The sequence below is a fragment of the Rhodovulum adriaticum genome (assembly GCF_004345735.1).
Lineage (GTDB): Bacteria > Pseudomonadota > Alphaproteobacteria > Rhodobacterales > Rhodobacteraceae > Rhodovulum > Rhodovulum adriaticum.
Genome location: NZ_SLXL01000004.1, coordinates 1 through 25,541, shown reverse-complemented (window position 1 = coordinate 25,541; position 25,541 = coordinate 1). Strand labels below are relative to the sequence as shown.

Here is a 25,541-nt window from a genome sequence, read left to right as displayed (position 1 = left end):
TGCGCCCCCCAAGGCTTTCGCCTATACCGCGCGAACAGGCACCCGTAGCTCAGCTGGATAGAGCGCTGCCCTCCGAAGGCAGAGGCCATAGGTTCGAATCCTATCGGGTGCGCCACCCCACCAGCCTTTTCAACGCGTTGGGTGTTTCGGCCCCGTTCGCGTTCCCCAAGACAGATACTGCGGCCTTGCGCGACCCGGTCTGTGGATTGGTCGCGCGTTGCGCCTGCCCGCGGATCATCCCGGTCAATCGCGCGGTGTGTGTGCCGCTTTCTACTTTAGGCTGAATGTGATACGTTTATCTCACCCTTTCGGCCTCCGGCGGAGGTCGTATTCGCGCCAACGACCAAGAGAGGTTTGGCGTGTCTTGGGATGGGCTTTAGGCTCAGCACACCGGGAGTGAGGGATATTCGATGGCGCGTGCGCACATCTTCGCCATGACGACCGACAGAGGGCGCTGGACAACTGCCAGGCGTGCCATTTTGGCGGGCGCGGTGTTCGCTGCCCTGGTGTTGGGGGGCACGCAGGCGAAGCCGTTGGGCAGCCCGCATCCGCCGCTCCCGCTGCGCGTTGCACTGGTGCCCTATGCCGGGGATGTGCACAATATCGTTGCCGACGCTCTGCACCTGCACAAGGGCAGTTGGCCATCCCCGATCATCTTCTACACCACACGTCCGCGAGGGGGGGTTGCCGCCCTGGCAGAGGGTCGGGCGAAATTGGCGACCATGCCGCTGATGACCTTTGTCGAAAGTGCCCTGCAACAGCAGCACGACGCGGTGCCCGACGCGGAAAGATTGGTTGTCGTGGCACGCCTGTCCTACATCAGCGGCCTGGATATCGTGGTCGCGGACAGGGCGCAGGGGGTCGAAACCTACGCGGATATCGTGTTGCATCCGATCGGCCTGATGCCCGGAAGCGTGGCAGAGCCTTTGCTGGATTTCATCCTCGACTCTCGTGACCTGGGCGATGCGCAACCGACAGTCGTGCCCATGCCGCCCGGGGAAATGGCAGCGGCCCTGCGCCAAGAGCGCATCGCGACGGCCATCATCTGGTCGCCGTTCCTGGATCGCATCGTTGCGTCGGATCCCGACAGGTTCCACGTTCTGCCATCGGACGATTACTTTTCCGAGGCGTTGCTTCTGGTTTCGCAAGAGCGGTACCTGAACCGGGACCGCGCGCAGATCCGCGCCTATCTGGAGGGGCTGCTGGCCGCCGAGGATCTGCTCTACACCAACCCCGAGGAGGTCGTGACCGCGATTGCCGAGGATCAGGGCGTGTCTGAGGCCGCAGTCATGCGAAACATAGAGCGCAGTTCCTTGGCACTTCAGGTGGAGAACTTTCCGCCTTATCTGTACCAGCCCATCACCCGCTGGTCGTGCAATCGGTATGAAACCCTGGAATGTGTCATCCCCTCGGGGGCGTTTCGCGCAAGCGACATATTGAAAGAGATCACCCGGCCCGATTGATTCTGATGCGGATTTGTCGTTTTGGCGATGGCGACCCGCGAGCCGTGCGTTCGTGCGCATGGCCTCAGCCGCCCTCTGGCAATCCCGCGAACAAGAGGCTGCCGTCGTTCATGGGCAGCGCAACCTGACCGCCCCCCAACGGCAGCAGCGCGTGGCGTACGCGGCCGGGCACCTGCATCGCGGCGATCATCTGCCCGTTGCGCAGGTCCAGCACGCGCAGCATCGCCCGCAGGTCAAGGGTGTAAAGCCGCCCCTCGGCGCTGGCCAGTTCGGCCATCAACGGGGCCCAGTCATTGCCGCCGGGCAGGTAATAGTCGGTTGTACGATGGCGCCAGCGCACGGCGCCGGTATGGATGTCGATGGCATAGATCCAGCCAGTGGGCGACCACAGGCAGGCCAAGCCGTCCACGACATGGTGCGAGTTGATGAAATTTCCCGCGACGAATTCCCACAAGATGCGCCCATCTGCCGGGTCGATCCCGAAAAGCTGTTCCCTGTAACTGCCGGCCACAAGCAGCCCCTGGCCCGCGTGGATCTGGCGCAGATATTGCGCGCGCCCCCGCAGGTTCAGCATCCAGTCCGGGCGCCCGTCCGCCAGACGCAGCGCGTAAAGCTGGCCGTCGCCCGGTCCGACAAAGACCCGGTCGCCCAGAACGCAGGGCGCATAGCTGGCCCGCGTGTCAGGAACCGTGTCATACCGCCAAAGCACCGCGCCGGTTTGCAGATCGCGGGCAACGATCCGGTGGCCGTCGCCATGAACAACCAGCCCGGGGGCGAGCGCGGGGACGCCGATCTCGATCTCGGCGGGCGCGCGCCAGATTTCGGTGCCGTCGTTCTGATCCAGGCAGACCAGCCCGCCGCGCGCCCCGACGACAACCCGTCGCTGTGCTGTGCGGGGCCGGAACACCGCGCCGCCGGGCAGCATGTGGGGCAGCTGCCAGCGCGGTGTGTCCGCGCCGGGCGCGATACTGCCCACCAGGGCCGCGCCCGCGACGATCACATCGCCGGTCCCGGCCAGGGCAGGCGGCCCCAGCCGGGTATCGGCGGTCTGCCAACGGTGCAGGTGGGCGGGGCCTGGCGGCCCCCCTCGGGCCAGCACCGCGGGGGCGGCCAGCGACAGCGGCAGCCCCAGCAGCAGGCTGCGCCGGCTCAGTCGCACGACGCCCCTTGCCGCACCCAGGCGAACAGGATGCGCGTGTTGGGGTGATCGCGGTCCTCGACCGGGCTGATCCCCGGGGGCATCCGGTTTTCTGTCAGATGCTGCAGGATCGGGCTGGCCGCCGGGTCGCCGGGGATCACGATCTTGGTCGCGTTCTCGACGCCCTTGGCCACCGAATCCGCCCCCAGCATGATGCCCTCGAACGAGGTCAGGTCCATTTCATGAAAGCTCGGCGGTTCCTGGTTCGACATGTGGCAATCGGTGCAGGCCGGAGAATCCTCGACAAAGGCGCTTTCGGTCGCAAAGAGCGGCAGGACGTTCTCGTTGAAATGCGCATCGTTGGGCGCGCCGCTCAGGATCCAGTCTTCGATCAGTGCGATGTTGTCGGCATCCGGCGCCTGGTGGAAGCTGGTGCCCAGTGGCATGCGGTTGTTGCGCAGCCGGCGGCCCAGCGGATCGTGCTTGGGGTCTTCGCCAGGGCGAATGATCGGGCGTGCCGGTTCTTCGGTCGAGCCGGCGAGAACCCCCTCGCAGGTGGACAGATCCAACCCGCGATAGCTGCTTGCCGGGTCGTTGGTGGAATGGCACACCACACAGGCCGGACCGGGGCCGAATGCATTGGGCGTGTGCATCAGCGTGTCGATATAGCTATAGGGGATCGGCAGGTTGCGCTTGAGGATCAGCTCTTCGACGACCATGTCGTCGGCCTCGGCGCCGAGATTGCCTTCGCGAATGTCGCGCACCAGCCGCTCGGAGAGCGTCATCGGCATGCTTTCCTCATGGTCGTCATCGTCGTAGGCATCGCCGTCCTCTGGGTCGGCCAGCGCGGCGCCCGACAAGGTTACGGCCACGCCGAATGCAAGGCTCGGCAAGAAGCGCGTGATGCGCGAGATACGATAAGTCATGTCATCCTCCCTCATAATCCGAAAGTTTTTTTCGAAAGCCTGAAAGGCAGGCACGCGCTCCCCCTGCGTGCTTGGAATGATTTGAAAGAAATTTGTGAGTTGCCTGTCAAGTTTGCTTGGGTTTGGGTTTGTTGTGATGAAAAGTTGCCCCTAATCATATGGAAACAAATAATAATAAAATATGCGACAAAGATGTTGAATTTGGCCGGGGAATGCTGCACGCGCAATTTTTTGTGGGGCTGAAAATGCGTCCTGAATTATGTATTTCAAGCAGGTAAAAACACAAAGCTTTGTAATTAAAAAGATTTCTGTGGATCTGTCGCCTTTCGCTGTCGCGCGGCAATTTTTTTGCAGCGCAGCAATTCAGGCGCGGAATGGCGCATAAACCAAAGTGCAATTCCGCCTGTCACCGGCATTCCAAAGGGTGGTTTCAGGTGGCGGTTTTAAGAGTTGTATTAGTTCCACCCTCATGGGTCGTGCTCAGATCAAGAAAGTCCTCTATAAAGAGAGACATGAATTCGGCCCGTGTCGCGACCCCGGCCTTGCGAAAAACCGAGCTTAGTTGCGCCTTCACGGTGCCCTCGCGGGTGCCGCGCGCGGCGGCGATTTCACCGATGCGCAACCCGCGAAACGCCAGCAGCGCCACATCGCTCTCGGCGGCGGACAACTCCCATTCGGCAAAGCGTTCGCGCAGCAGGGAGTCGAAGCAGTCCCGCAGCGCCGACAGCGTGCGGTCCTTGTCGTGGCCGATGCGGCGCAGCACATGTTCGCGTTGATAGCTGACGCGCAAGCTGAACAGCAGCACCGCAACCGCCAGTGCCTCGATCGTCATGTGCACGATGTCGGAGTAGGACAGGACGCTGGGTTGCAGTTTGACGAGATCGTCAACGATATCCCAAAGAAAGAACCCCGCGCAGAAAATCCTGCATCCGTCGAGAAACTTGTTTCTCGGCACCCTCTTCATGGCTTTCCCCCTCCCGTCAGCGGGTTGGAGAGTGCCAATCCTGAGGCGGTCGGGCAAGAGGGCTGCGCCCGGGCACCGGCTTGCATCGCGGTGCCCGGGCGGGGTCAGTTTCAATCGTCGTCGAAATAGCCCTGCTCTGCGCCGCGATGGCACGCCGCACAGTTTGAGAATGACTTGGCCTTGCGCATCATTGCGCTGGAAACCTCGTGGCTGTGTTCGTGTTTGAACCAGCGCAATTCGCTGATCTTGATCGGCGGTGTGCTGAATACCGAAAGGCGGAACCCCTTGGACGCGTTGGACACAAGATAGGCCTCGATCTCTGCGCGGGTTGCCTCGTCCAACTGTGCGTTTTCGCCGAAATGGTTTTCCAGATCGCCCATGATCGCGGACCAGGACCGGGCGGGCAGGAACCCGGCCGGATAGGCCATGTGGCAGGCGCCGCATTCTTCCTGTGTGGCGGCATGGGTCACTGGGCGGATCCAGTCGCCGTCCGCATGCACAGGGGCCGCGCCGACAAGCAAGGCAATCGCAACGGTTGTAAGTGCTTTCATGGCTTTTCTCCTATGGTCAGAGGCTGGCGAGCCAGGCGATGAGGTTGGCCTTTTCGGCAGCGGTGCAGGCGCGGCCCAGAACGCTGTCGCAATTGCGGCCGAACCATTTTTCGACCTTCGCGCTATCGGTAAAGCGTGCCCGGTTGGCCGAGGGGGCCAGCGGGTCGATCACCTTGCCGACGCGGGTCTGGCCCGAGGCTTTCGGCGACTTGGTGTGGCAGGTGGTGCAGGACGGCGTTTCGGGTTTGCCGGTGCCGTGAGCTGCCAGATAGAACGCCCGGCCCGCGGCGGGGTCGGCTGCCTTTCCGGATTGCGCCTCGTACCCGGCGATCAGTTTGGCCGGGGAGGTGTCCTGGGCAAAGGTCGGCGATGCGGCAATCAGGGCAAGCAATGCTAGTCGTTTCATCGGGATGTCTCCTTGGGAATGGAAAGGGCAAAGGGGCTGAACAGCCCGGTTTCGGCATCGCCGTGGCAGGCGATGCAGTTGGTGCGCGCATAGATCGGCGCGCGCGCGAACAGACTGTCGGGCAGGTCGCCGTGCAGGCGTTTCCAGGCCGCGGTGCGGGTGATGCTGCCCGGTGCCTCGGGGTTCGGGTTGGCAAACAGACGGGCAGGGGCAGTCTCCACGGTTTCAGCGGCATGGGCGGTCAGCCAGTCCTCGATCTCGGCGGTCAGGTCGGCGGAAAGGGCAGCATTCTCGCCGAAATGGTCGTCGAGGCCGGACATCATGTCGTGCCAGGACGCGGCGGGCAAAAGGCTGGGGTGAAAGGTCATGTGGCAGGCCCCGCATTCCTCGGCGACGACCGGGGGCATCGGGGCGGGCAGGTCCGGTACCGTGCGGGCAGACAGCCCGGCGGTCGCCAGCCCCAACAGGGCGCCCAGCATCGCGATGATCTTCAGCGCGCGTTGGCCCTGCGGCTGGGCGGCGTGCGCCCGCGCATCGCCTGCGCGCGCGGGTTTGCGCCCGGTCAGCATGGCGCGGATCAGCGGATCGCTGCGGCGGTGCCGCTCGTGAAACACGCCGGGAAGGTGCAGGGCCACCATCGCCAGCACTGCCCAGGCAAGCAGTTCGTGCAATTCCAGCGCCTGCCGCCCGCCCGCGGTGCCCAAATCGGCGGCAAAGGGGCCGTTACGCAGCCAGCCGCCCAGCCCGATCAGCCCGGTCACGGTCAGCGCCGTGATCGCCCCGATTATCGCCAGCACCATCAGCGCCCCCAGCGGATTGTGCCCCAGATGGCGCGGGCCGTTCCCGAACATATGCGCGATGACCGCACGCGGATGCGGCAGGAAGTCGGCAAAGCGCGCATGGGTCGACCCCAACACCCCCCAAACGATCCGTGCCAACACAAGCGCGGCAGCACTCAGCCCGCAGGTCAAGTGAACCGCCAGCCAGCGGGCATCGCCCAGAAACCCCGTCGCCGCCGCGCCCGCGATGCTGGCCGCAAGCGTCCAGTGAAACAGGCGCACCCAGATGTCCCAGACCGGGACCAGGGGCTCTTTTTGCTGTGGGGCGGCGGGCATCTGTCCTGTCTCCAGTTCTCAATGTCTGTCCAGGGCTTTGCACAGGGTGGCTGATGCGTCCCTGATCCCGGCTGTCAGTTCCCTGTCAGCAAGCGCTGCCCTGAGGCGCAGCGGGGTTCGCCGCGCCCCGATGGGCGCGGCATTTCCTGTCACGCCGGATCAGTCGGCGCGCTTGCGTCCGTTGACCATGGCGCGGGTCAGGTTCTCGCGGTGGACCACGCTGGCCAGCAGCACCCCGCCCACATGCAGCAGGATCAGCAGCAGCGTCAGGTTGGCGGCGGTTTCGTGGATCTCTTCCCACGCCCCTTCGCCATGCTCACCCTCGTGGTGTTCGCGCGCGTCCTCGTCGCCCCATGCGGCCGCGCCGCGCTCGGACAGTTGCGGGATAGACCCTGCCAGGGGGCCGCGCCCCTCTTCCTGGGCAAGCGTGGCCATGCCGGAATAGCCGGTGACGGACAGCGCGATCAGCAACGCCACCACCATCGCGGCACCGGCGGGGGAGTGGCCGACATGGCGTTCCGCCGTGCCCGAAAAAAGCCCCTTGAGATACGCGATGGCACGCGTGGGTCCGGTCACGAAATCCGAGAAGCGCGCCCGGCGCGGTCCGATCACGCCCCAGACCAGCCGCAGCCCGACCACCACGCAGATCGCATAGCCGGCAAAGCTATGGATCGCTTCGGGCTCGCCCTCGGTCAGATAGGCGATTGCGAACCCGGCCACCAACACCCAGTGGCCGATGCGTACGATTGGGTCCCAGACCTGGATCGTCTTTTCTATCTCGGCTTCGGTCATCGTCGTTCGTACCTTTCGTTTGTTTTGTGCGGCGTTTGGTGCGCCGTATCGGCGTCTGCCGCCTGCCGTTGACCGCGCCCTTGTGCACCGCAGCCCCTGACGCGGACCTGATCCCGCCTGTCAGCTTGCCGTCAGGGTGCCGGGTGTAGACAATGGCGCCATGATCCGCGCCGTTTTCCTCCTGCTAGTCGTTCCCCTTGCCGCCTTTGCGGAAACGGATCATCAATGGCGCGGTCATGGGCACGACCACGACCATGACCGCGCCCGTGCGGCGCGCGAGCGGGGGGGAATCCTGCCGCTCGACGCGATCCTCAAGGCCGCAGCGCAGGATGTTCCGGGCGAGGTGATCGAACTGGAGCTGGAGCGCGAGGACGGCCGCTGGATCTATGAGCTTTACATCCGGACCGAGAGCGGTCGGCTGGTCGAACACGAGGTGGACGCTGCAACCGGACGCGCGCCCCGCCCGGTATACGACGATGACGACGACGAGGAGCGAGACGACTGATGCGCGCCCTTGCGGTCGAGGACGACCCCCGCATTTCCGCCGATCTTGCGACAGCGCTATCGGCTGCCGGGTTCCGGGTGGAAACCTGCGCCGACGGCGAAGAGGCATGGTTTCTGGGCGATACCGAGGAGTACGACCTTGTCGTGCTGGATCTGGGCCTGCCGGGGCTGGACGGGTTGGCGGTGCTGAAGCGTTGGCGCGCGGGCGGGCGCACGGTTCCGGTGCTGGTGCTGACCGCCCGGGGAACCTGGCAAGAGCGGGTGGAGGGGATCGAGGCCGGCGCCGACGATTACCTGCCAAAACCCTTTCGCATGGAAGAGCTGGTGGCCCGCGCCCGCGCCCTGGTTCGGCGCGCGGGTGGCCATGGTGCGGCGACGCAAGAGGCGGGCGCGCTCAGCCTGGACACCAACCGGATGACCGTCGCGCTGCGCGGTATGCCGGTGCAGGTCACCGCGCTGGAATACCGGCTGCTGGCCTACCTGATGCTGCATCGCGACCGGGTCGTACCGCCGACCGAACTGCTGGAACATCTTTACGGTGACGACGACGCGCGCGAGACCAACGCCCTGGAGGCCGTGATCGCCCGTCTGCGGCGCAAACTGGGCCCGGGGATCATCGCGACCCGGCGCGGGTTCGGCTATCATCTGGAGGCAGGGTGAGAGGGCGCTGACCGGGGCGGCGGCGGTGATCGTGGCGCTGATGCTTGCCGCGGCGGGGATTTCCGCGGTGTTCAAGACCCATGTCGAGCGCCGCGCGATTGCCGAACTGACGGTACAGCTGGACCAGGTTCTGGCGGGACTTGTCCGCGCCGAGGACGGGCTGGTGCTGGAGCGTGCCCCGGCCGATCCGCGTTTCGCCCGGCCCTATGGCGGGCTTTACTGGCAGATTCGCACCGACGGGCAATTGCTTCGCTCCCGTTCGCTATGGGACATGACGCTGGCGCTGCCGCCCGATGTTCTGGCCGACGGGCAGGCGCACACGCATCGCCTGCCCGGTCCCGATGGCAGGCCGCTTCTGGTGCTGGAACGCAGCGTGACCCTGCCGGTGCGGTTGGGCAGCGGAACCGCGCGGGCCGCGGTGGCGATGGATGCGGACGACTTGCAGCAAGCGCGGCAGGCCTTTGTCACCGATCTGGCCCCCTACCTGATCGTTCTGGGTCTGGCCCTGATCGGGGCGGGATGGGTGCAGGTCGCCCTGGGGCTGCGCCCGCTGCGGTCCTTGGGCGCCCGTGTGGCAGGGCTACGCGCGGGGCGGGTCGCGCGAATGGGGACGGATTGGCCCAGCGAGGTCGTACCACTCGCCGCCGAGATCGACGCGCTTCTCGATGCGCAAGAGGCCGACATCGCACGGGCCCGCACCCGCGCCGCCGATCTGGCCCACGGGCTGAAGACCCCCTTGCAGGCGCTGATGGGCGATGCCGAACGGTTGCGGGCCGCAGGCGCGCCCCAGGCCGCCGCCGAGATCGAGGACGTCGTGAGCGCCATGCGCCGCGTTGTCGACCGCGAACTCGCCCGCGCGCGCAGCGCTGCGGCGGCGCGCACGGCAAAGACACCCGTCGCCCCCGTGGTCCGGCAACTGATCGCGGTGCTTCGGCGCACGCCGGATGGCAGCCGTCTGCACTGGACATCGGATATCGACGAACGGCTTATCGCCCCGCTGGATGCACAGGACCTGGCCGAGGCCCTGGGCGCCCTGGCCGAGAACGCCGCCCGCCATGCGCGCAGCCGGGTCCAGATCGCTGCCCAGGCCGGGGCCGACAGCCTGCGCATCACTGTCAGGGATGATGGCCCGGGCATCCCGGATGCGCGCCGTGACGCCCTGACCGACCGCTTCGCCCGCGCCGATCAGGGCGGGGGTCATGGGCTGGGCCTGGCGATCGCCTCGGACATAGCCGAGGCCGCCGACGGCCGCCTTGACCTGGCCGATGCAAGGCCGGGCCTGTCGGCCACGCTGGTCCTGCCTGCGGCCTTGGGGCATGAACCCAAGGGGTGAGGGGGCACGCCCTCCGATGTTCCGCAGCGGGGGCGGGGTGTCGGAAAATCTGCTTTCCTCCCCATCGCGCGGGCTGTAAGCCCAACCCGCCGCATGGAAGGGATCGTATCGTGAAGGCAAGCCCCAGAGATGCCGCGCGCCTGTCCGTTGCGCCAATGATGGATTGGACGGATCGCCATTGCCGTTATTTCCATCGCGTGATGAGCGCGCAAACGCTGTTATACACCGAGATGGTCACCGCGCCCGCCCTGGTGCGTGGGGGCGCGCGGCACCTGTTGACCTTTGATCCGGCAGAGCATCCGGTGGCGGTTCAGCTGGGCGGGTCCGATCCGCGTGAACTGGCCGAAGCCGCGCGCATCTGTTGCGAAGAAGGCTATGACGAGGTCAATCTGAACGTCGGCTGCCCCTCGGACCGGGTGCAATCGGGCGCGTTCGGTGCGGTCTTGATGAAGACGCCCGAGCTGGTGGCCGAGTGTGTCTCTGCCATGGCCGCAGCCAGCACGGTCGAGGTGACGGTGAAATGCCGGATCGGCGTCGATGACCAGAACCCGCACGAGGTTCTGCCTGCCTTTCTGGAGACCATCCGCGCCGCAGGCGTTCGACGCGTCACCCTGCATGCGCGCAAGGCCTGGCTACAGGGCCTCAGCCCCAAGGAAAACCGCGATATCCCGCCGCTGGACTACGACCTTGTCCACGCGATGAAACGCGCCTTTCCCGACATGCATGTCAGCCTGAACGGCGGGGTTGCCACCCTGGCGCAGGCCCGAACCCATCTGGCGGCCGGTCTGGACGGGGTGATGATCGGCCGTGCGGCCTATAACGACCCCGGCGCGATCCTTCTGGGTGCGGACGAAGAGATATTTGGCGTTCCCGGGCGCAAAACGGCCCCGCAGGTGGTGGAAGAGATGAAGCCCTATATCGCTCGGCACCTGGCCGCGGGCGGCGGCCTGCACGCGGTGACCCGGCATATGCTGGGGCTTTTCGCCGGTCAGCCGGGCGCGCGGGCCTGGCGGCGTATCCTGTCCCAGGGGGCGACCCAGCCCGGCGCCGGGCTGGAGGTGCTGGATGCGGCACTGGCGCCTGTGACCGGGACCGCGGCCTGAACCTGCTGGCCCTTGCCCGGCGGTTTGCCTAAACCGGCGGAAAACACGGACGGAGGGCGCAATGCCGGAATTGACGATGATCCTGCCGATGCTGGGGCTGTTGCTGGCCATCGGTGCGCTGGCGGGCGTGATCGCGGGGCTTTTGGGCGTGGGGGGCGGTATCATCCTTGTGCCTGCCTTCTTTTACGTCTTTTCGGGCCTTGGGTATGACAGCCCGCAATTGATGCAGGTTTGCCTGGCGACCTCGCTGGCCACGATCATGGTGACCTCGGTTCGCTCCCTCTTGTCGCATAACCGCAAGGGCGCAGTGGATTGGGACATCCTGCGCACCTGGGCGCCGGGCATCGCGATTGGTGCGGTGATCGGGGTGCTGGTCGCCGCGGCGCTGCGCTCTGTCGTGTTGCAGGGCATCTTCGGCGTTCTGGGGATGACGGTGGGGCTGTACCTGGCCCTGGGCCGGGCGCATTGGCGGCTGGGGGCGGATATGCCCGGCGGTCCGGTGCGGGCCGTTCTGTCGCCGGTGGTTGGCTTTCTGTCCGTGCTGATGGGAATCGGCGGGGGCAGTTTTGGCGTACCGTTGATGACGCTGTATGGCCGGCCGATCCACCGGGCGGTGGCCACGGCGGCGGGTTTTGGCGTATTGATCGCGGTGCCCTCGGTCATCGCGTTCCTGATGGTCGATATTCCGCCCGCCGGGCGGCCGCCGCTGACCTTTGGCGCGGTGAACCTGCCGGCCTTTGCCGTCATTATCGCGATGACGCTGATCACCGCGCCGCTGGGGGTAAAGCTGGCCCATGCGATGGACCCAAAACCACTGAAGCGCGTGTTCGCGCTGTTCATCATCGTGGTCGCGGGCAACATGCTGCGCAAGGCGGCAGGGTTCTGAGCGGTTTCAGCTTTCCTGCGGGCGCAGGATCAGCCAGATCAGCGCCGCGCCAGCCAGGGCCAGGAACGGCACCATCGCCAGGTTGACCGCGCTCCACCCCTCGACCGCCGAACCGCCCGAGCAGTTCATCAACCCGCCAGAGGCGAGCGAGGCCAGCGTCACGCCCCCGAAAACGATCATGTCGTTCATGCCCTGTACGGCGCCGCGTTCCTCGGCCGCGTGGGATCGGGCCAGCATCGCGGTCGCCCCGATGAAGCCGAAGTTCCAGCCCACACCCAGCAGCACGAGCGCGATGAAGAAGTGTTCCAGCTCCACCCCCATCAGCGCGACGCCGCCGGCCAGCGCCAGGATCGCCAGCCCGGCTGCGACGATCAGCCGGTCGCCGAACCGCGCGATCAGGTGCCCGGTAAAGAAGCTGGGCACATACATCGCCAGCACATGCGCGGTGACGATATCGGCCGCCGTTCCCGTGTCGAACCCACAACCCACCACCGCCAGCGGGGTCGAGGTCATCACCAGATTCATCAGCGCGTAGGACACCATCGCGCAGATGATCGCCACGGCGATGGCCGGGTCGCGGATCAGGTCGACCCGGCTGCGGCCCCGGTGATGGGCCGGGTCGCGGCGCGGCGGGCGCGGGATGTCCAGAAACGCGAACAGGATCAGCCCCAGGGCGTTCAGCCCGATCACCGCCAGGTAACTGCCCAGAAAGGGGATTACCATCGCCTCTGCCGTGATCTTGACCAGTTGTGGCCCCAGGACGGCGGCAGCCAGCCCGCCGGCCATGACATAGGAAATCGCCTTGGGCTGGAAATCGCCGGTGGCGGTGTCGGCGGCGGCAAAGCGATAGAACCCCTGCGCCGACAGATAGACCCCCGTCAGGAACGATCCGGCCAGGAACAGCCCAAAGATCCCGTGATACAGCCCCAATGCGCCGATTGCGGCGCCCGAGGCGCCCCCGGCTATCCCGACATAGAACCCCGCCCGGCGCCCGAACCGCTGCATCAGCGCGGCCAGCGGCGTCGCCGTCAGCATCGAGCCCAGCACGATCAGCGAAATGGGGAGGGTGGCCAGACAGACGTTCGGGGCCAGGCTTTGCCCGGCCAGCCCGCCGATGGTAAAGATCATCGGCATCTGCGCGCCCAACAGGGCCTGCGCCGCGACTAGAACGGCGACGTTTCGGCGCGCGGCCGGTTGCGGGGGGACTGGGGATGCGCGCATCGGGATGTGCCGGGAAAAGGGGCAGGGCGGGCCGCCGCGACGGCCCGCGCCGTGTTATTGGACGAGCATCTCCATCATCGCGTCATAGGCCGCGGTAAAGCCTGACAGCGACATGGTGATTTCCGCACGCTGGTCCGGCGCCATCAGCGGAACGATGCTGACAGTCGCTTCGCCACCGGCCTTGTAGTTGGCGATATCGTCGGTCGACAGGGCGAAACGCGCGACACAGGCCTGCGGCGTGCAGTAAGAGAAGCGATAGCGCAGCGCCTCGCCGTCATCGACCTTGACCGACACATCGCCGCTCAGCAGCGTTTCCAGCGGGGCGGCCAGTTCCACGGCGGCGGCGCGCGGCGCGGCGGCAGGCGGGAAGGGCGCGATGGAGATCTGGCTGACCGGGTTGCCATCGGGATCGCGCAGCAGTTGCTGCATGGTGCAGGTGTCGCGGTTGTTGCCGACCGGCACACAGATGATTTGCCAGTCCTTGAAGGTGTCCCTCACATAGGGCTGCGGCGCCTGCTGTTCGGGGGCCTCTGCCGCGGGCTGGGGTACGGCCGCGGGCGCCTCGGCTGCGGGCTGCTCGGCGGGGGTTTCCGTGCCCTCTTGGGCGGCGTCCTGGGCGGCGGCGGGCAGTGCCGCGGCGGTCGCTGCGGAAAGCGCCAGAAGCCTGAGGAAATCGCGCATTGATCCTGTCCTCTTTTTCGAATTGCTCGCCGTCGATCTAGCACGGCGAGGGGCCGGTGTCAGCGGTCGAATCCGTCCGCCCGATCCAGGGGGCGCCCTTTGCCCGGGCCAATGAAAAAAGGGCTGCAACGCAGCCCTCTTTCCTTTTGTTTTCTCCCTGTCGGACGGGCCGACCTTATATGGGCGTGGAGGCTACGGCCTTTGGCTTGAGCCGTCAACAGGCAAAGCCAGAGCGCGTTTCAGGGGGCGGCGGCGGACCTGCGTGACGGGTGGCGCGGCCGGGCCAAGCGGATATGCTAGGGCATCGATGGGCGGCGAAGGGGACAGGCATGGCCGAGGGCATATTCATCGGGGGCGCGGGGGCAGAACGTGAGCTGCCCGAGTGGCTGCGGCTTGACCGCGCCAACCGTCACGGGCTGATCGCCGGGGCGACGGGCACGGGCAAGACCGTGACGCTTCAGATCTTGGCAGAGGGCTTTTCGGCGGCGGGGGTGCCAGTGGTGCTGTCGGACGTAAAGGGCGATCTGTCGGGGCTGGCCGCCGCCGGGCGCAGCGATTTCCGCTTGCACGAGGCATTCGCCAAGCGCGCAGCCGCGATCGGGCTGTCGGATTATTCCTACAACGCCTTTCCGGTCACGTTCTGGGATGTGTTCGGCCATCAGGGCCACGCGCTGCGCACCACCATCGCCGAGATGGGGCCGCTGCTGCTGGCCCGCCTGCTGGAACTGAACGAGGTGCAGGAGGGCGTGCTGAACGTGGCCTTTCGCGTGGCCGACGATCAGGGGCTGCCCTTGCTGGACCTTGATGACCTGCGCGCGCTGCTGGCCTGGGTCGGAAACAACCGGGGGGAACTTTCGCTGCAATTCGGCCATGTCGCACCGGCCTCGCTGGGGGCGATCCAGCGGCGGTTGCTGATGCTGGAAACCCAGGGCGCGGCGATGTTTTTCGGGGAACCGGCGCTGGATCTGGCCGACCTGATGCGCACCGATAATCAGGGCAGGGGGCAAATCAATATTCTGGCGGCGGATGCGCTGATGGGGGCGCCACGGCTATATGCCAGTGTCCTGCTGTGGCTGCTGTCCGAATTGTTCGAGACCCTGCCCGAGGTCGGCGACGAGGACCGACCGCGCCTGGTCTTCTTCTTTGACGAGGCGCATCTGCTGTTCGACAACGCCCCCCGGGTGCTGGTCGAGAAGGTGGAACAGGTCGCCCGGTTGATTCGGTCCAAGGGCGTGGGCGTCTATTTCGTGACGCAGAACCCGGACGACATTCCCGGCGATGTTCTGGGCCAGTTGGGCAACCGGGTGCAGCACGCCCTGCGGGCCTTTACCGCGCGCGACCGGCAGGCGCTTGCGCGGGCGGCGGAAACCTATCGCCCGAACCCCGCGTTCGACATTGCCGACGCGATCCGCGATGTCGGTGTTGGCGAGGCCGTGACCTCGATGCTGACGGAAAAGGCCGCGCCGGGGATCGCGCAGCGCACGCTGATCCGCCCGCCATCGTCGCAACTGGGTCCGATCGCCCCCGAGCTGCGCAACAGCTTGATCGCGGCCTCGCAGATGGCGGGGAAATATGACCACGCGATCGACCGCGACTCGGCCCATGAAATTTTGGCCCGCCGCGCGGCCGAGGCTGCCCGCGCCGCCGAGGCCATGGACCATGAAGCCGAAGACCGGGAATTTCGTAGGGCACGCCGCTATTCGGGTTCGGGCCGGGCCCCCGCGCGCAGCCGCAGGCAATCCCCGGACAGCATCGGTGCGGCACTTGGACAGGCGCTGGTAAAGGAACTGTCCGGCACCACGGGCAAGCGGCTGGTGCGTGGGCTGTTGGGTGGGCTGTTCAAGGGGCGTTGATTTTGGCGCAAAGGGCTATCGGCCTCACAGTAAGGCCGCTGCGCACTGCAATGAGGCCAATCGGTTAGGGCCCGTCGCCGGGCAGTGCGTTTCACAGGGGGCGAATCTTCAGACGTGTGATCCTGTTGGCCTGGCGCTGGACCACCTCAAAGCGGAAGCCGTGAAAGGAAAACACCTGGCCCTGGGTGGGGATCGACTGCGCCTCGTGAATCACCAGCCCGGCTATGGTGTTGGCCTCTTCGTCGGGCAGGGTCCAGTCCATCGCACGGTTCAGGTCGCGGATCGTCATCGCCCCGTCCACCAACACGGCGCCATCCTCGGCCCGGCGCAGGGGGTGTTCGGCGTCCACGTCGAACTCGTCCGTGATTTCGCCGACGATCTCTTCCAGGATGTCCTCCAGCGTGATCAGGCCGCGCAGGGCGCCATATTCGTCCACGACCAGTGCGAAATGGGTGTGACGGCGCAGAAACTCGCGCATCTGGTCGTCCAGCGTCGTGGTCTCGGGCACGAAATAGGGTTTCATCGCCACGTCCAGCACGCGGAAATCCTGCAGCTTTTCGGGGCAGGCGTCGGGGCCGCGCATCAGCTTGTCCATCGCGCGCAGCAGATCCTTGGCATGGATCACGCCGACGATGTTCTCGGGATCGTCCTTGAAGATCGGCAGCCGCGTATGCGGGCTTTCCAGGCTGTGCGACAGGATGGTCTCGGGGGTCTCGTCGGCGTCGACCATCTCGATCTTGGAACGGTGGAGCATGATTTCCTCCACCGTGCGTTCGCCCAGATCCAGGGCGCCCAGAATGCGGTCGCGGTCCTCTTTTTCGACCACGCCTTCGGAATGGCCAAGTTGCAGGGCACCGGCGATTTCCTCGCGCACGGCCAGCACGTTGCGGTCGGGATCGGTCTTGATCCCGAACAACGCCAGAATGCGCCGCACCAGCACCTGAACCGCAGCCACGACCGGGGAAAAGATCAGGATCACCACCCGGATCGCGGGCGACACCCGCGCGGCGGCCAGCTCGGCATTGGTGATCGCGTAGGTTTTCGGCAGCACCTCGGCAAAGATCAGGACCAACAGCGTCATCACCAGCGTTGCCAGCGCCACGCCCGATTCCCCGAACAGCCGTGTGAACAGCGCCGTGGCCAGCGAGGTGGCCAGGATGTTCACCAGGTTGTTGCCCAGCAGGACAGACCCGATCAGGCGTTCATTGTCCTCGGTGATGACCAGGGCGGTTTCCGCACCGCTTTCGCCCTTGTCCGCGCGGGCCCGCAGCTTGCCGCGCGAGGCGGCGGTCAGTGCGGTTTCCGAGCCGGAGAAAAATGCCGACATCAGCAGTAGGGCGACGATCGCGCCGGCGGTGATCCAGAAAGCGGCGTCGATCAGGGGGGCAGGGCTATCCATTCTCGTCTCTGTGGTGATGCTCTTCCCCGGTTATGGGGGTTGGCCCGGCGCCGTTCAAGGCGCGCCGCGGTCACGGGCCAGCGGATGATGCTCTTGCACCAGTGCGCGCAGGCGTTCGTCCAGCACATGGGTATAGATTTCCGTGGTGGACAGGTCCGCATGCCCCAGCATGGTCTGGATCGCGCGCAAATCGGCGCCGCCGGCCAGCAGATGGGTCGCAAAAGCGTGGCGCAGGGTGTGTGGCGTGACCTTGGTCGGATCGACACCACCGGCCACCGCCAGATCCTTGATCACCGCGTAAAAGGCATGGCGCGTCAGGTGGCCCTGCTTGCTGTGCGAGGGAAACAGAAAGCGGCTGGCAGACTGCCCCTTGGCCTGCGCCGCAGTTTCCATGGCATCGCGCCGTTCCAGCCAGGCGGCAAGTGCCTTGCGCGCGGGCGGCGACAGCGGCACCATCCGTTCCTTGCCGCCCTTGCCGCGCACCAGCAGCATCCGGGGATCGCCCCGCGCGGCGGCCACCGGCAGGGACACCAGTTCGCTGACCCGCAGGCCGGTCGCGTAAAGTACCTGCATCAGGCAGGTGTTGCGCAACGCCTCGCGCGGGCTGGCCTCGGCCGCGGCCAGCAGGCGGTCTACCTCTGCGTGGCTAAGTGTCATGGGCAGCCGTTTGGAACGCCCCGGTCCCTTGATCTGCAAGGCGGGATTGTCCTGGCGCCAACCCTCCTCATAGGCAAATCGAAAGAGCTGCCGGATCGCCGACAGGCGCCGGGCGCGGGTGGCCTGGGACAGGCCCTCGGCCTCGCAGGCGACGAGGTAGGCATTAATTGTGGCCTCGCTGGCAGCGTCCAGCCCCTCGCCGCGCGCGGTCAGCCAGTCGGTGAAATCCCGCAGATCCCGCGCATAGGCCAAAAGCGTGTTGCGCGCCGCATTGCGTTCGGCGGCCTGCGCATCCAGAAAGGCGCCGATCCAGGTGGATGTCCCGCTCATCCCCGCCGCTCCAGCAGCATCAGTTGCAGCGCGGTCTGGCGGGCGGTGTCCTCCAGGCCCATATGGCGAAAGATGGCTAGCGCGGCGGTCACATCGCCCAGATCGCCCCGCGCACCCCCGGTAATCAGGTCGAGCGCCGCCAGAAGCGCCTCGCCCCGGCGGTGCTCGCGGATCAGGCGGGCCTGGGCCGGCGGCAGGTCGCGGGCGGCAAACCCGTCCTTCAGCGCAGTGGCCAGCGCATCGCGGGGCGGCAGGTCCGCGACCTGCCCCAACGCCAGCCCGGCCAGGAACGCCTCTTCGGCGTTTGCGGGGTCATGCGCGCGGGCGACGGCACGGTAATCGCTGCTCAGCAGGCCGATCCGAAAGGCCAGCGCCGCCGCAGCGCCGTCCAGTTTCATCCGGGCCAGCCGGGCGCCGTAAAGCTCGGCAAAAGGAACCTCCAGCCCCGCCCGTTCCATTTCCGACCAGGCGCGGGGCAACGCGCGGGCCACGGCGCGCGGCTTGCCGGACAACAGCGCAACGTCCACCGCCTGCAACGCCTCCACCCGGTCCCACAACCCGCCCGAGGCTGCGGGCTTGCGCTCTGTCCAGATGCCCAGCAACTGGTTCGGGCCCAGCACGCCGCGCCGGGCCAACCGCTCTGCGGCTGCGATCCGGGCCTTCCACCCGGCGGTGCGGCGCAGATCGGCACGGGCAAAGGCCAGCGGCAGCATGGCGCTTGGCAACGGTTCGCCGATTGCCTCGCGCATGCGGTAGATCAGCGGGCTGGGGCGCGCCGGGGCGGGCAGGGGGGCGCTATCCTCTGCCAGGGCCGGGTCCAGGAAACGCGAAAGCAGCGCATCCTCGTCCTCGGTCACGTAGCCAAGCACACGGGCGGTTTCCAGCGTGAGTGCGGCAGCGTTCCAGTCGCCCCCCCGCGCCAGGCAAAAGATACGCGCCGGAAAAGTCGGCGCGATCCCGGGCGTGGCGCGCATTGCCGCGCAGGCGCGATCCTCCTGCCCGGTCAGTAGCGCGATATCGAACCAGCGGCGGAACAGCGCGGGATGGGTCGGCCCGGCCCGTTCCACCAGGGCCTGCGCCTGATCCAGCGCGCCGATGTCCAGCAGCTTGTCGATGCGGGCCATCAGGATTTCGCCCTCGCGGGTTTCCCCGGTGGGCGGGTCGAGTTCGGCCAGCAGGACGGTCGTCAACAGGGCCTGCGCCGCGGGCAAGGTATCCACCTGCTCTGCCCGGATCGCGGCGGCGATGGCGGCGCTGTCGCCCGCCCCCCACAAATTGCGCGGCAGGCCCGCAACCCCGGCGGGCAACAGTCCCACCGCGTCGGCGCTGGCCGCGCCCAGCGGGGTCACCGTGATCGGTGACAGCGGTTGCACCGGTGCCATCCCCGGTGCGGTGCGCCCGAGGTCCGGCGCCGTCACCGAATCCGACAGCCAGTCGATGGCCGAAAGCGGACTTTGGGCCTGCGCGACGCCCGTTCCCAGTGCAAGCCACAGCGCCAGGCCCGCCCGCATCACCCCGCCGCGCCTAGTCCACATCGAGGGTCAGGGGCTGTGAAAGGTCCGCCTGCACGGGGGGCAGGTCGCCCAGATAGGCATAGCCCACCAGCCCGAGAAACCCCAGGAGCACCAGGAAAAACAAAACCTTGAGAAGTCGTAGCATTCTGCCCTGCCGTATTGTCTGCCTCATCGGTATTTCTTCTATTATAACTGGCATTCGGGGCGAATTCACGCCTATGAGTGTCACAGGATCGAGACAAGGCAGGAGAAGGCCCCCTTGGGGATGCGGCTGAAGAAGACGGTGGCGTTGGTTGGACTGATGGGCGCGGGCAAGACGGCGGTCGGCCAGGCGCTGGCCCGCAAGTTGCAGGTGCCCTTCGTCGATTCAGACGCTGAGATCGTGAAGGCCGCGAACATGACCATCGCCGAAATCTTCGAACGTGACGGAGAGGCCTTCTTTCGGCGCAAGGAATCCCAGGTGATCGCGCGCCTTTTGCAGGGGCCCCCGGGCATCCTGTCCACCGGCGGCGGCGCGTTCCTGTCGGACCGGAACCGCCGCGAGATTTCGCGCTATGGCGTGTCGGTCTGGCTGAATGCCGATCTGGACCTGCTGTGGAACCGGGTCCGGCACAAGGATACCCGCCCGCTGCTGCGTACTGCCAACCCCTATGCGACGCTCAGCAACCTTTACCATCAGCGCCGCCCCTTCTATGCCCGCGCCGACCTGGCGGTGAAGGCCGAACCACGCTACTCGATCGACGAGATGGCAGAGGCGGTGGTGCGCGTGCTGGAAACCCGCCCCGACGTGCTGGAGGCCAAGTGACCGATTCCCTCGAAACCGTTCATGTCGGCCTACCCGGCCGGGAATACGACATCCGCATCGGGGCCGGTCTGATCGACCGTGCAGGCGCCGAGATTGCACCGCTGCTGGCTCGGCCGCGCGTGGCGATCCTGACGGACGAAACCGTGGCCGGCCTGCATCTGGAGCGTTTTCAAGACGCTTTGGCCAAGGCCGGCATCGACGCCCCGGCGCTGGCCCTGCCGGCCGGGGAATCGACCAAGGGGTGGGAGCAGTTTTCCCGCGCCGTGGAATGGCTGATCGAACAAAAGGTCGAACGCCGCGACATGGTTGTGGCCCTGGGCGGCGGGGTGATCGGGGATCTGGCGGGCTTTGCTGCCGCCGTGCTGCGCCGCGGGGTGCGTTTCGTGCAGGTGCCGACCACGCTGCTGGCGCAGGTAGACAGCTCGGTCGGGGGCAAGACGGGGATCAATTCGCGCCAGGGCAAGAACCTGATCGGTGCGTTCCACCAGCCCAGCCTGGTTCTGGCCGATATCGCGGTGCTGGAAACCCTGACGCCGCGCGATTTCCTGGCCGGTTATGGCGAGGTTGTGAAATACGGCCTGCTGGGGGATGCGGATTTCTTTGCCTGGCTGGAGGGCGAAGGCCCGGCCCTGGCCCGTGGCGACCGCGACGCCCGCGCGCGCGCGGTGCGCCGATCTTGCGAGATGAAGGCAGAGATCGTGATGCGCGACGAGACCGAGCAGGGCGACCGCGCGTTGTTGAACCTCGGCCACACCTTTGGCCACGCGCTGGAGGCCGCGACCGGCTATGGCGACCGGTTGCTGCATGGTGAGGGCGTGGCAATCGGCTGCGCGCTGGCCTTTGACCTGTCCGCGCGGATGGGCCTGTGTTCGCAAGAAGACCCCAGCCGCGTCCGCGCCCACCTGGCCGGAATGGGGATGAAGCGCAACCTGTCCGACATCCCCGGCGAATTGCCCGATGCCGAGGGCCTGATCGCACTCATGGGACAGGACAAGAAGGTGCAGGACGGGCGCTTACGCTTTATCCTGGCGCGCGGGATCGGGGCGGCCTTCGTTGCCGATGACGTACCGCACGATCTGCTTCGCGCGACGCTAAAGGATGCGCTGGCAAGGCCCTGATTTGATTTTGAAAGGCGCCTGATTTAGGGAATCAGAACTGTCGCCCCGGTTGTTTGCCGCCCCTCCAGCGCCCGATGGGCCGGGGCGGTATCGCGCAGGGCGAACCGCTGGCCGATCCGGGGTGTCAGCACGCCTTTTGCAATCGCTTCGAACAACTCTGCGGCGCGGCTGCGCAACTCTTCTGCCGTTGCGACATAATCGAACAAAACCGGCCTGTTGGCGGAAAAACTTCCACTCGCAAGATCGCTGATACGGAAATCGTCCAGCGTGCCCGAGGATTGGCCGAAGCTGACGAACATCCCCCGCTTGCGCAGGCAGGCCAGCGAACCACGCCAGGTGTCGCGCCCGACACTGTCATACACGCAATCGACCCCTTTGCCGCCCGTCGCGTCCAAAACGATTTGAACGAAATCGCCCGCGCGGTAATCGATGACCGTTTCGTATCCGTGGTCCAAGGCCAACGCGACCTTGTCCGGCCCGCCTGCGGTGCCGATAGCGCGCACGCCCTTGGCCGCCAACCATTGGCCCAGCAACAGCCCCACACCGCCCGCTGCCGCATGGACCAAAATAGTTTGGCCAGCGTTAACCGCGAAACTGGAATGGATCAGGTAATGCGCGGTCAGGCCCTTCAGCATGACACTGGCGGCGACCTCGTCGGAAACGGTGTCGGGCAGGGGCACCAGCCGGTCGGCGGGCAAAACACGCGCGGTCGCGCAGGCCCCGTTGGGCGTGGTATAGGCCACACGGTCGCCGGGGTTCAGCCCGGCAACGCCCGCGCCGACTGCCTCGACCACGCCTGCGGCCTCGCCCCCGGGGATCAGGGTGTCGCCGGGCCAAGGGTACAGGCCCGAGCGGAAATAGGTATCGATGAAATTCAGACCGACGGCGGTGTGGCGCACCAGAACCTCGCCTGCGCCCGGGGCTGGCAGATCGATGGCCGCCCAATCCAGCACATCCGGGCCGCCCGGCGCCCGTGCGATGATCGCATGTTCCATGGTCACACCTTGAACTCGGGGTCGACCGGCACCTGAAGCGCGGTCACAAGGGCATTGGTTTGCGACGCCAACCCGACCACGGCCAGCAGTTCGGAATACATCTCGTCGCTCATCCCCTTGGCGCGGGCCGACGCGGTGTGGGAGTGCACGCAATATTCACAGCCATTTGCAATGGAAACAGCCATATAGAGCATTTCCTTGACAAGCGGGTCGAGCGCGCCGGGCCGGGCCATCACTGCCTTGACCTGCGCCCAGGTGGCCTCCAGCACATCCGGCTGATTGGCCAGCGCACGCCAGACATTGTTTACGAAATCGCTGCCGCGCGTCGCGCGGATGTCGTCGAAGACCGCCTGCACGCGCGGGTCGGCCCCGGCCTCTTCGTCGGTCCAGATCTTCACGGTGGCCATGGGGTGCCCTCCCTTCGGTTTCCGGTGCAGCACAGCGCATATCCGACGCAACGTCCAGAGGGAGAAACGGCAGGCCCGAAGGGACTGCGGATAACGCAGAGAAAGCAAATATAAACAGGGACCGTATGGACCACGGGAATTTAGCGCTGGACTCGCGCGTTGGGGCCTGCCCCTTGTGAAACGGGTGTGCCGCCATGGAACGGGCCATGATTGGCACGGTCTTTGCCTGAATTAACGGTTAAGACAGGGCCATGACCATGATCGCCAATCTCGATCCGTCCGATCTGCCCCGGAAATATCGGGCTGCGCTCAGGCGCTTTGCCCGCCAGGGCCGCGTTTGCCAAGGTCACAGAGCGCAAGCAGGCACAGCCTGCCCGGCGAGGACACCCCAAATGGAAATGGACAAAGGCCACCTGCAAGGACCATCATTTGCCCGACAGCCCTGCGCACATCGCGCAGATGATCGACGCGAAGGGCATTTGCCACGCTGCCGCGGCGCCCACAACGGGAAGATGACCGTTCGATGGAAGACCCAATAGAAATAACCGAACGCCGCCGGAAACTGGCCGCGCAAACGGTTCAGGTTGCGTTGGTCATCGCGTTTCTGGGCGCGATGCTGGGGGTGGTCATGGGGGTGTGGTTCGATCGGGTTTCGCTGCCCGAGTCCCGGATCATCACCCTGAGTGCCATCGTGACGGGCTGCATGATGGTTCTTTTGTTTGCAAGACCTTCACTGGCCACGAACGTCGTCTCTGGCCTGATGTCCGTCTATTTGGTCTTTCACATCAACGCTGGCGCGATCTATGCCTTTGCGCAATCGCAGCAGATCGTTCTGATCATCCCGTACGTGATATGGTTCTTTCTTCTGGTGATTTTCCACGACTACACGAATTTCGGCTTTTATCGGCGCACAATCGGTATTCTGGTCGGCTTGGGTCCGCTTCCGATTTGCATCTATGTCCTGACACACTCGACGGATCCCGACGCCATCGCCGTTCTGGATGTGATCGTGACGTTTCTGTTCAGCTACCTGGCCTATGTTTTGATCATAGGCATGTTCACGCGCAACCGTGACGAAGAAACCAGCCTAGCCGCGACGCTGAAAGAGGCCGAACGCAGCGCCGATCTGCTGCGGATCAGCGATGAGCGTTTCCAGCTTATCGGCCTGGCGACCAACGATCTGGTCTGGGACGCGGACCTTAGATCGGGAAAGACATGGTGGAACGAAGCCCTCCAGGAATTCTTGGGCCCTGATCAGGCCGCAGCCGCCGCTGATCTGTGGGCCTGGAAAAACTGGATTCACCCCAAGGATCGCGACCGGGTGGCCAAGAGCCTTGAGGATGCGATCCGCGGGTCAGACAAGACATGGACGAGCGAGTACAGGGTCGTTTCCACCGACCAGCAAACGTATGATGTCGTCACTCGCAGTCTCATCCTGCGTGACGCGGCGGGTGTGGCGATCCGGTGGATCGGCAGCGCGACCGACGTCACCGAACTGAAAAATCTGGAAAACAAGCTGCGCCAATCCCAGAAAATGGAGGCCGTGGGCCAACTGTCGGGCGGCATCGCCCATGATTTCAACAACCTGCTGACGATCATCGTGGGAAATGCCGAGACCCTTTCGGAATTGACCGCAAATGACCCACGCATGAACAAGCTGGCCAAGGTGACACTGCAAGCGGCGGAACGGGGGGCCGCGCTGACCCGTCGGCTGCTGTCCTTTGCACGGCGCCAGTCACTGGAACCACAGCGTGTTGACCCCGGAAAACTCCTGTCCGAACTAGACGGGCTGATCCGGCGCACGATCCCCGAGGATATAGAGATCAGTATCACGGCCGATGCCGATGTCAGCCCGATCGAGGTCGATCCCGTTCAACTTGAGAACGTGATACTGAACCTGATAATCAACGCCCGTGACGCCATGCCGACCGGCGGATTGCTGACCCTTGAGGCGTCGAACGCGACACCCGAGGTCAACGAAATGCTGCGCGCGGATGGTGGAGAGGCGGATCACTATGTGACCATTACCGTCTCGGACACCGGTTGCGGGATGCCGACAGACATCGTCGAGCATGCGTTCGAACCCTTCTTCACGACCAAGGAGGTCGGCAAGGGGTCGGGGTTGGGGTTGTCGATGGTTTGGGGGTTCGTCCAGCAATCCGCGGGATTTGCGCAGATCCAGTCAGCGCCCGGTGCGGGCACGTCGGTCAGGCTTCACTTCCCGGCGGCGAATGGTCGGATCGAACCGGCCACGACGCCGGTCAGCAATCACACGGGGACGCAAGGGCATGAACGCGTTCTTGTGGTCGAGGATGAGGCCCTGGTGCGCCAGCACGTTGTCGCACAGCTGAAAGTTTTCGGGTATCAGGTCACCGAAGCCGCGTCGGCCTTGCAAGCCTACGAGATCATTAAGAACGATCCGGATATCGACCTGCTACTTACCGACATGGTGATGCCGGGTGGGATGAATGGCAAACAACTTGCCGATGCCGCCCTGCAGATCAGGCCCGACCTCAAGGTGCTGTTCACCACTGGGTACACAGAGGATGCGATTTTCCAGGAAAGGCAATCCAATCCCAGGGTTCACCTTTTGCAAAAGCCATATCGGCGCGGCGAACTTGCAAGGTAAGCCCCCGGTTTTTACCGCAGCGGCTGGTCCTTGACGCGGGCGATGATGTCGGGTTCGGCGACGAAGTCTTCGAGGAAGCTGTGCCACTCTT

25 protein-coding genes and 1 tRNA gene are annotated in these 25,541 nt (G+C 65.6%); 11 read left to right on the top strand and 15 right to left on the bottom strand.

Annotated elements, in window-relative coordinates:
• Positions 1 to 38 precede the first annotated feature (38 nt).
• Together EV656_RS07805 and EV656_RS07800 are read left to right on the top strand one after the other, a co-directional pair.
• Positions 39 to 115: transfer RNA gene (locus EV656_RS07805), tRNA-Arg, on the top strand.
• Positions 116 to 491: 376 nt separating this feature from the next.
• Entirely contained in the window at positions 492 to 1,463 is a 972-nt protein-coding gene (locus EV656_RS07800) for an ABC transporter substrate-binding protein (protein ID WP_165918964.1), read from the top strand.
• A 64-nt stretch (positions 1,464 to 1,527) separates the two neighbouring features.
• On the opposite strand, the gene EV656_RS07795 is transcribed toward EV656_RS07800, so the two are convergent.
• From EV656_RS07795 to EV656_RS07765, 7 genes are all read right to left on the bottom strand, one after another.
• Positions 1,528 to 2,622, bottom strand: coding sequence for a PQQ-like beta-propeller repeat protein (locus EV656_RS07795; protein ID WP_132601877.1), 1,095 nt, complete (start codon positions 2,620 to 2,622; stop codon positions 1,528 to 1,530).
• Positions 2,613 to 3,527, bottom strand: a complete 915-nt coding sequence (locus tag EV656_RS07790; RefSeq protein WP_132601874.1) for a hypothetical protein — start codon at positions 3,525 to 3,527, stop codon at positions 2,613 to 2,615. Before EV656_RS07790 ends, EV656_RS07795 begins: the two co-directional genes overlap by 10 nt.
• A gap of 430 nt (positions 3,528 to 3,957) precedes the next feature.
• The gene (locus EV656_RS07785; RefSeq protein WP_132601871.1) at positions 3,958 to 4,491 is read right to left on the bottom strand and encodes a helix-turn-helix transcriptional regulator; all 534 of its coding nucleotides are present in this window, start codon (positions 4,489 to 4,491) and stop codon (positions 3,958 to 3,960) included.
• Positions 4,492 to 4,601: 110 nt separating this feature from the next.
• Entirely contained in the window at positions 4,602 to 5,042 is a 441-nt protein-coding gene (locus EV656_RS07780) for a diheme cytochrome c (protein ID WP_132601868.1), read from the bottom strand.
• Between the two features lie 16 nt (positions 5,043 to 5,058).
• The gene (locus EV656_RS07775; RefSeq protein ID WP_132601865.1) at positions 5,059 to 5,448 is read right to left on the bottom strand and encodes a DUF1924 domain-containing protein; all 390 of its coding nucleotides are present in this window, start codon (positions 5,446 to 5,448) and stop codon (positions 5,059 to 5,061) included.
• Entirely contained in the window at positions 5,445 to 6,563 is a 1,119-nt protein-coding gene (locus EV656_RS07770; RefSeq protein ID WP_132601862.1) for a cytochrome b/b6 domain-containing protein, read from the bottom strand. The genes EV656_RS07775 and EV656_RS07770 overlap by 4 nt, the downstream gene beginning before the upstream one ends.
• 159 nt (positions 6,564 to 6,722) lie before the next feature.
• The gene (locus EV656_RS07765; protein WP_132601859.1) at positions 6,723 to 7,355 is read right to left on the bottom strand and encodes a cytochrome b/b6 domain-containing protein; all 633 of its coding nucleotides are present in this window, start codon (positions 7,353 to 7,355) and stop codon (positions 6,723 to 6,725) included.
• Positions 7,356 to 7,515: 160 nt separating this feature from the next.
• Between EV656_RS07765 and EV656_RS07760 the strand changes: the two genes are divergently transcribed.
• From EV656_RS07760 to EV656_RS07740, 5 genes are all read left to right on the top strand, one after another.
• Positions 7,516 to 7,860, top strand: a complete 345-nt coding sequence (locus tag EV656_RS07760; protein WP_132601856.1) for a PepSY domain-containing protein — start codon at positions 7,516 to 7,518, stop codon at positions 7,858 to 7,860.
• The gene (locus EV656_RS07755) at positions 7,860 to 8,519 is read left to right on the top strand and encodes a response regulator transcription factor (RefSeq protein ID WP_132601853.1); all 660 of its coding nucleotides are present in this window, start codon (positions 7,860 to 7,862) and stop codon (positions 8,517 to 8,519) included. Before EV656_RS07760 ends, EV656_RS07755 begins: the two co-directional genes overlap by 1 nt.
• Positions 8,520 to 8,559: 40 nt before the next feature.
• Positions 8,560 to 9,852, top strand: a complete 1,293-nt coding sequence (locus EV656_RS07750) for a sensor histidine kinase (protein ID WP_132602481.1) — start codon at positions 8,560 to 8,562, stop codon at positions 9,850 to 9,852.
• A 110-nt stretch (positions 9,853 to 9,962) separates the two neighbouring features.
• Positions 9,963 to 10,955, top strand: coding sequence for a tRNA dihydrouridine(20/20a) synthase DusA (dusA, locus tag EV656_RS07745; RefSeq protein ID WP_425057171.1), 993 nt, complete (start codon positions 9,963 to 9,965; stop codon positions 10,953 to 10,955).
• A 61-nt stretch (positions 10,956 to 11,016) separates the two neighbouring features.
• The gene (locus tag EV656_RS07740; protein WP_132601850.1) at positions 11,017 to 11,841 is read left to right on the top strand and encodes a sulfite exporter TauE/SafE family protein; all 825 of its coding nucleotides are present in this window, start codon (positions 11,017 to 11,019) and stop codon (positions 11,839 to 11,841) included.
• 6 nt (positions 11,842 to 11,847) lie between these two features.
• On the opposite strand, the gene EV656_RS07735 is transcribed toward EV656_RS07740, so the two are convergent.
• Together EV656_RS07735 and EV656_RS07730 are read right to left on the bottom strand one after the other, a co-directional pair.
• Positions 11,848 to 13,062 carry an MFS transporter gene (locus EV656_RS07735; RefSeq protein ID WP_132601847.1) on the bottom strand — a complete coding sequence of 405 codons (1,215 nt, stop codon included), beginning with the start codon at positions 13,060 to 13,062 and terminating at the stop codon, positions 11,848 to 11,850.
• Between the two features lie 54 nt (positions 13,063 to 13,116).
• Positions 13,117 to 13,743: an invasion associated locus B family protein gene (locus tag EV656_RS07730; RefSeq protein WP_132601844.1), complete on the bottom strand. Its 627-nt coding sequence runs from the start codon at positions 13,741 to 13,743 to the stop codon at positions 13,117 to 13,119.
• 329 nt (positions 13,744 to 14,072) lie between these two features.
• Between EV656_RS07730 and EV656_RS07725 the strand changes: the two genes are divergently transcribed.
• Positions 14,073 to 15,596, top strand: coding sequence for a helicase HerA-like domain-containing protein (locus tag EV656_RS07725; protein ID WP_132601841.1), 1,524 nt, complete (start codon positions 14,073 to 14,075; stop codon positions 15,594 to 15,596).
• A 91-nt stretch (positions 15,597 to 15,687) separates the two neighbouring features.
• Here the strand turns inward: EV656_RS07725 and EV656_RS07720 are convergent, their stop codons facing one another.
• From EV656_RS07720 to EV656_RS16890, 4 genes are read right to left on the bottom strand one after another with little or no spacing between them, the layout of a single operon-like run.
• Positions 15,688 to 16,995 carry an HlyC/CorC family transporter gene (locus EV656_RS07720; protein ID WP_132601838.1) on the bottom strand — a complete coding sequence of 436 codons (1,308 nt, stop codon included), beginning with the start codon at positions 16,993 to 16,995 and terminating at the stop codon, positions 15,688 to 15,690.
• Between the two features lie 54 nt (positions 16,996 to 17,049).
• Positions 17,050 to 17,982 carry a site-specific tyrosine recombinase XerD gene (locus EV656_RS07715; RefSeq protein WP_132601835.1) on the bottom strand — a complete coding sequence of 311 codons (933 nt, stop codon included), beginning with the start codon at positions 17,980 to 17,982 and terminating at the stop codon, positions 17,050 to 17,052.
• Positions 17,979 to 19,517, bottom strand: coding sequence for a hypothetical protein (locus tag EV656_RS07710; protein WP_242468962.1), 1,539 nt, complete (start codon positions 19,515 to 19,517; stop codon positions 17,979 to 17,981). Before EV656_RS07710 ends, EV656_RS07715 begins: the two co-directional genes overlap by 4 nt.
• Positions 19,507 to 19,641, bottom strand: a complete 135-nt coding sequence (locus tag EV656_RS16890; protein WP_274610530.1) for a hypothetical protein — start codon at positions 19,639 to 19,641, stop codon at positions 19,507 to 19,509. The genes EV656_RS07710 and EV656_RS16890 overlap by 11 nt, the downstream gene beginning before the upstream one ends.
• Positions 19,642 to 19,728: 87 nt before the next feature.
• Here EV656_RS16890 and EV656_RS07705 point away from each other — a divergent pair, with 87 nt between their 5' ends.
• Positions 19,729 to 20,301, top strand: coding sequence for a shikimate kinase (locus tag EV656_RS07705; RefSeq protein WP_279432462.1), 573 nt, complete (start codon positions 19,729 to 19,731; stop codon positions 20,299 to 20,301).
• The gene (gene aroB, locus EV656_RS07700) at positions 20,298 to 21,419 is read left to right on the top strand and encodes a 3-dehydroquinate synthase (RefSeq protein ID WP_132601829.1); all 1,122 of its coding nucleotides are present in this window, start codon (positions 20,298 to 20,300) and stop codon (positions 21,417 to 21,419) included. Before EV656_RS07705 ends, aroB begins: the two co-directional genes overlap by 4 nt.
• Positions 21,420 to 21,442: 23 nt before the next feature.
• Here the strand turns inward: aroB and EV656_RS07695 are convergent, their stop codons facing one another.
• Together EV656_RS07695 and EV656_RS07690 are read right to left on the bottom strand one after the other, a co-directional pair.
• Positions 21,443 to 22,414 carry a quinone oxidoreductase family protein gene (locus EV656_RS07695; protein WP_132601826.1) on the bottom strand — a complete coding sequence of 324 codons (972 nt, stop codon included), beginning with the start codon at positions 22,412 to 22,414 and terminating at the stop codon, positions 21,443 to 21,445.
• Positions 22,415 to 22,416: 2 nt separating this feature from the next.
• A complete protein-coding gene (locus tag EV656_RS07690) occupies positions 22,417 to 22,821 on the bottom strand; it encodes a carboxymuconolactone decarboxylase family protein (protein ID WP_132601824.1) in 405 nt (134 codons plus the stop codon).
• Between the two features lie 523 nt (positions 22,822 to 23,344).
• Between EV656_RS07690 and EV656_RS07685 the strand changes: the two genes are divergently transcribed.
• Entirely contained in the window at positions 23,345 to 25,450 is a 2,106-nt protein-coding gene (locus tag EV656_RS07685) for a hybrid sensor histidine kinase/response regulator (RefSeq protein ID WP_132601822.1), read from the top strand.
• The last annotated feature ends 91 nt before the right edge of the window (positions 25,451 to 25,541 follow it).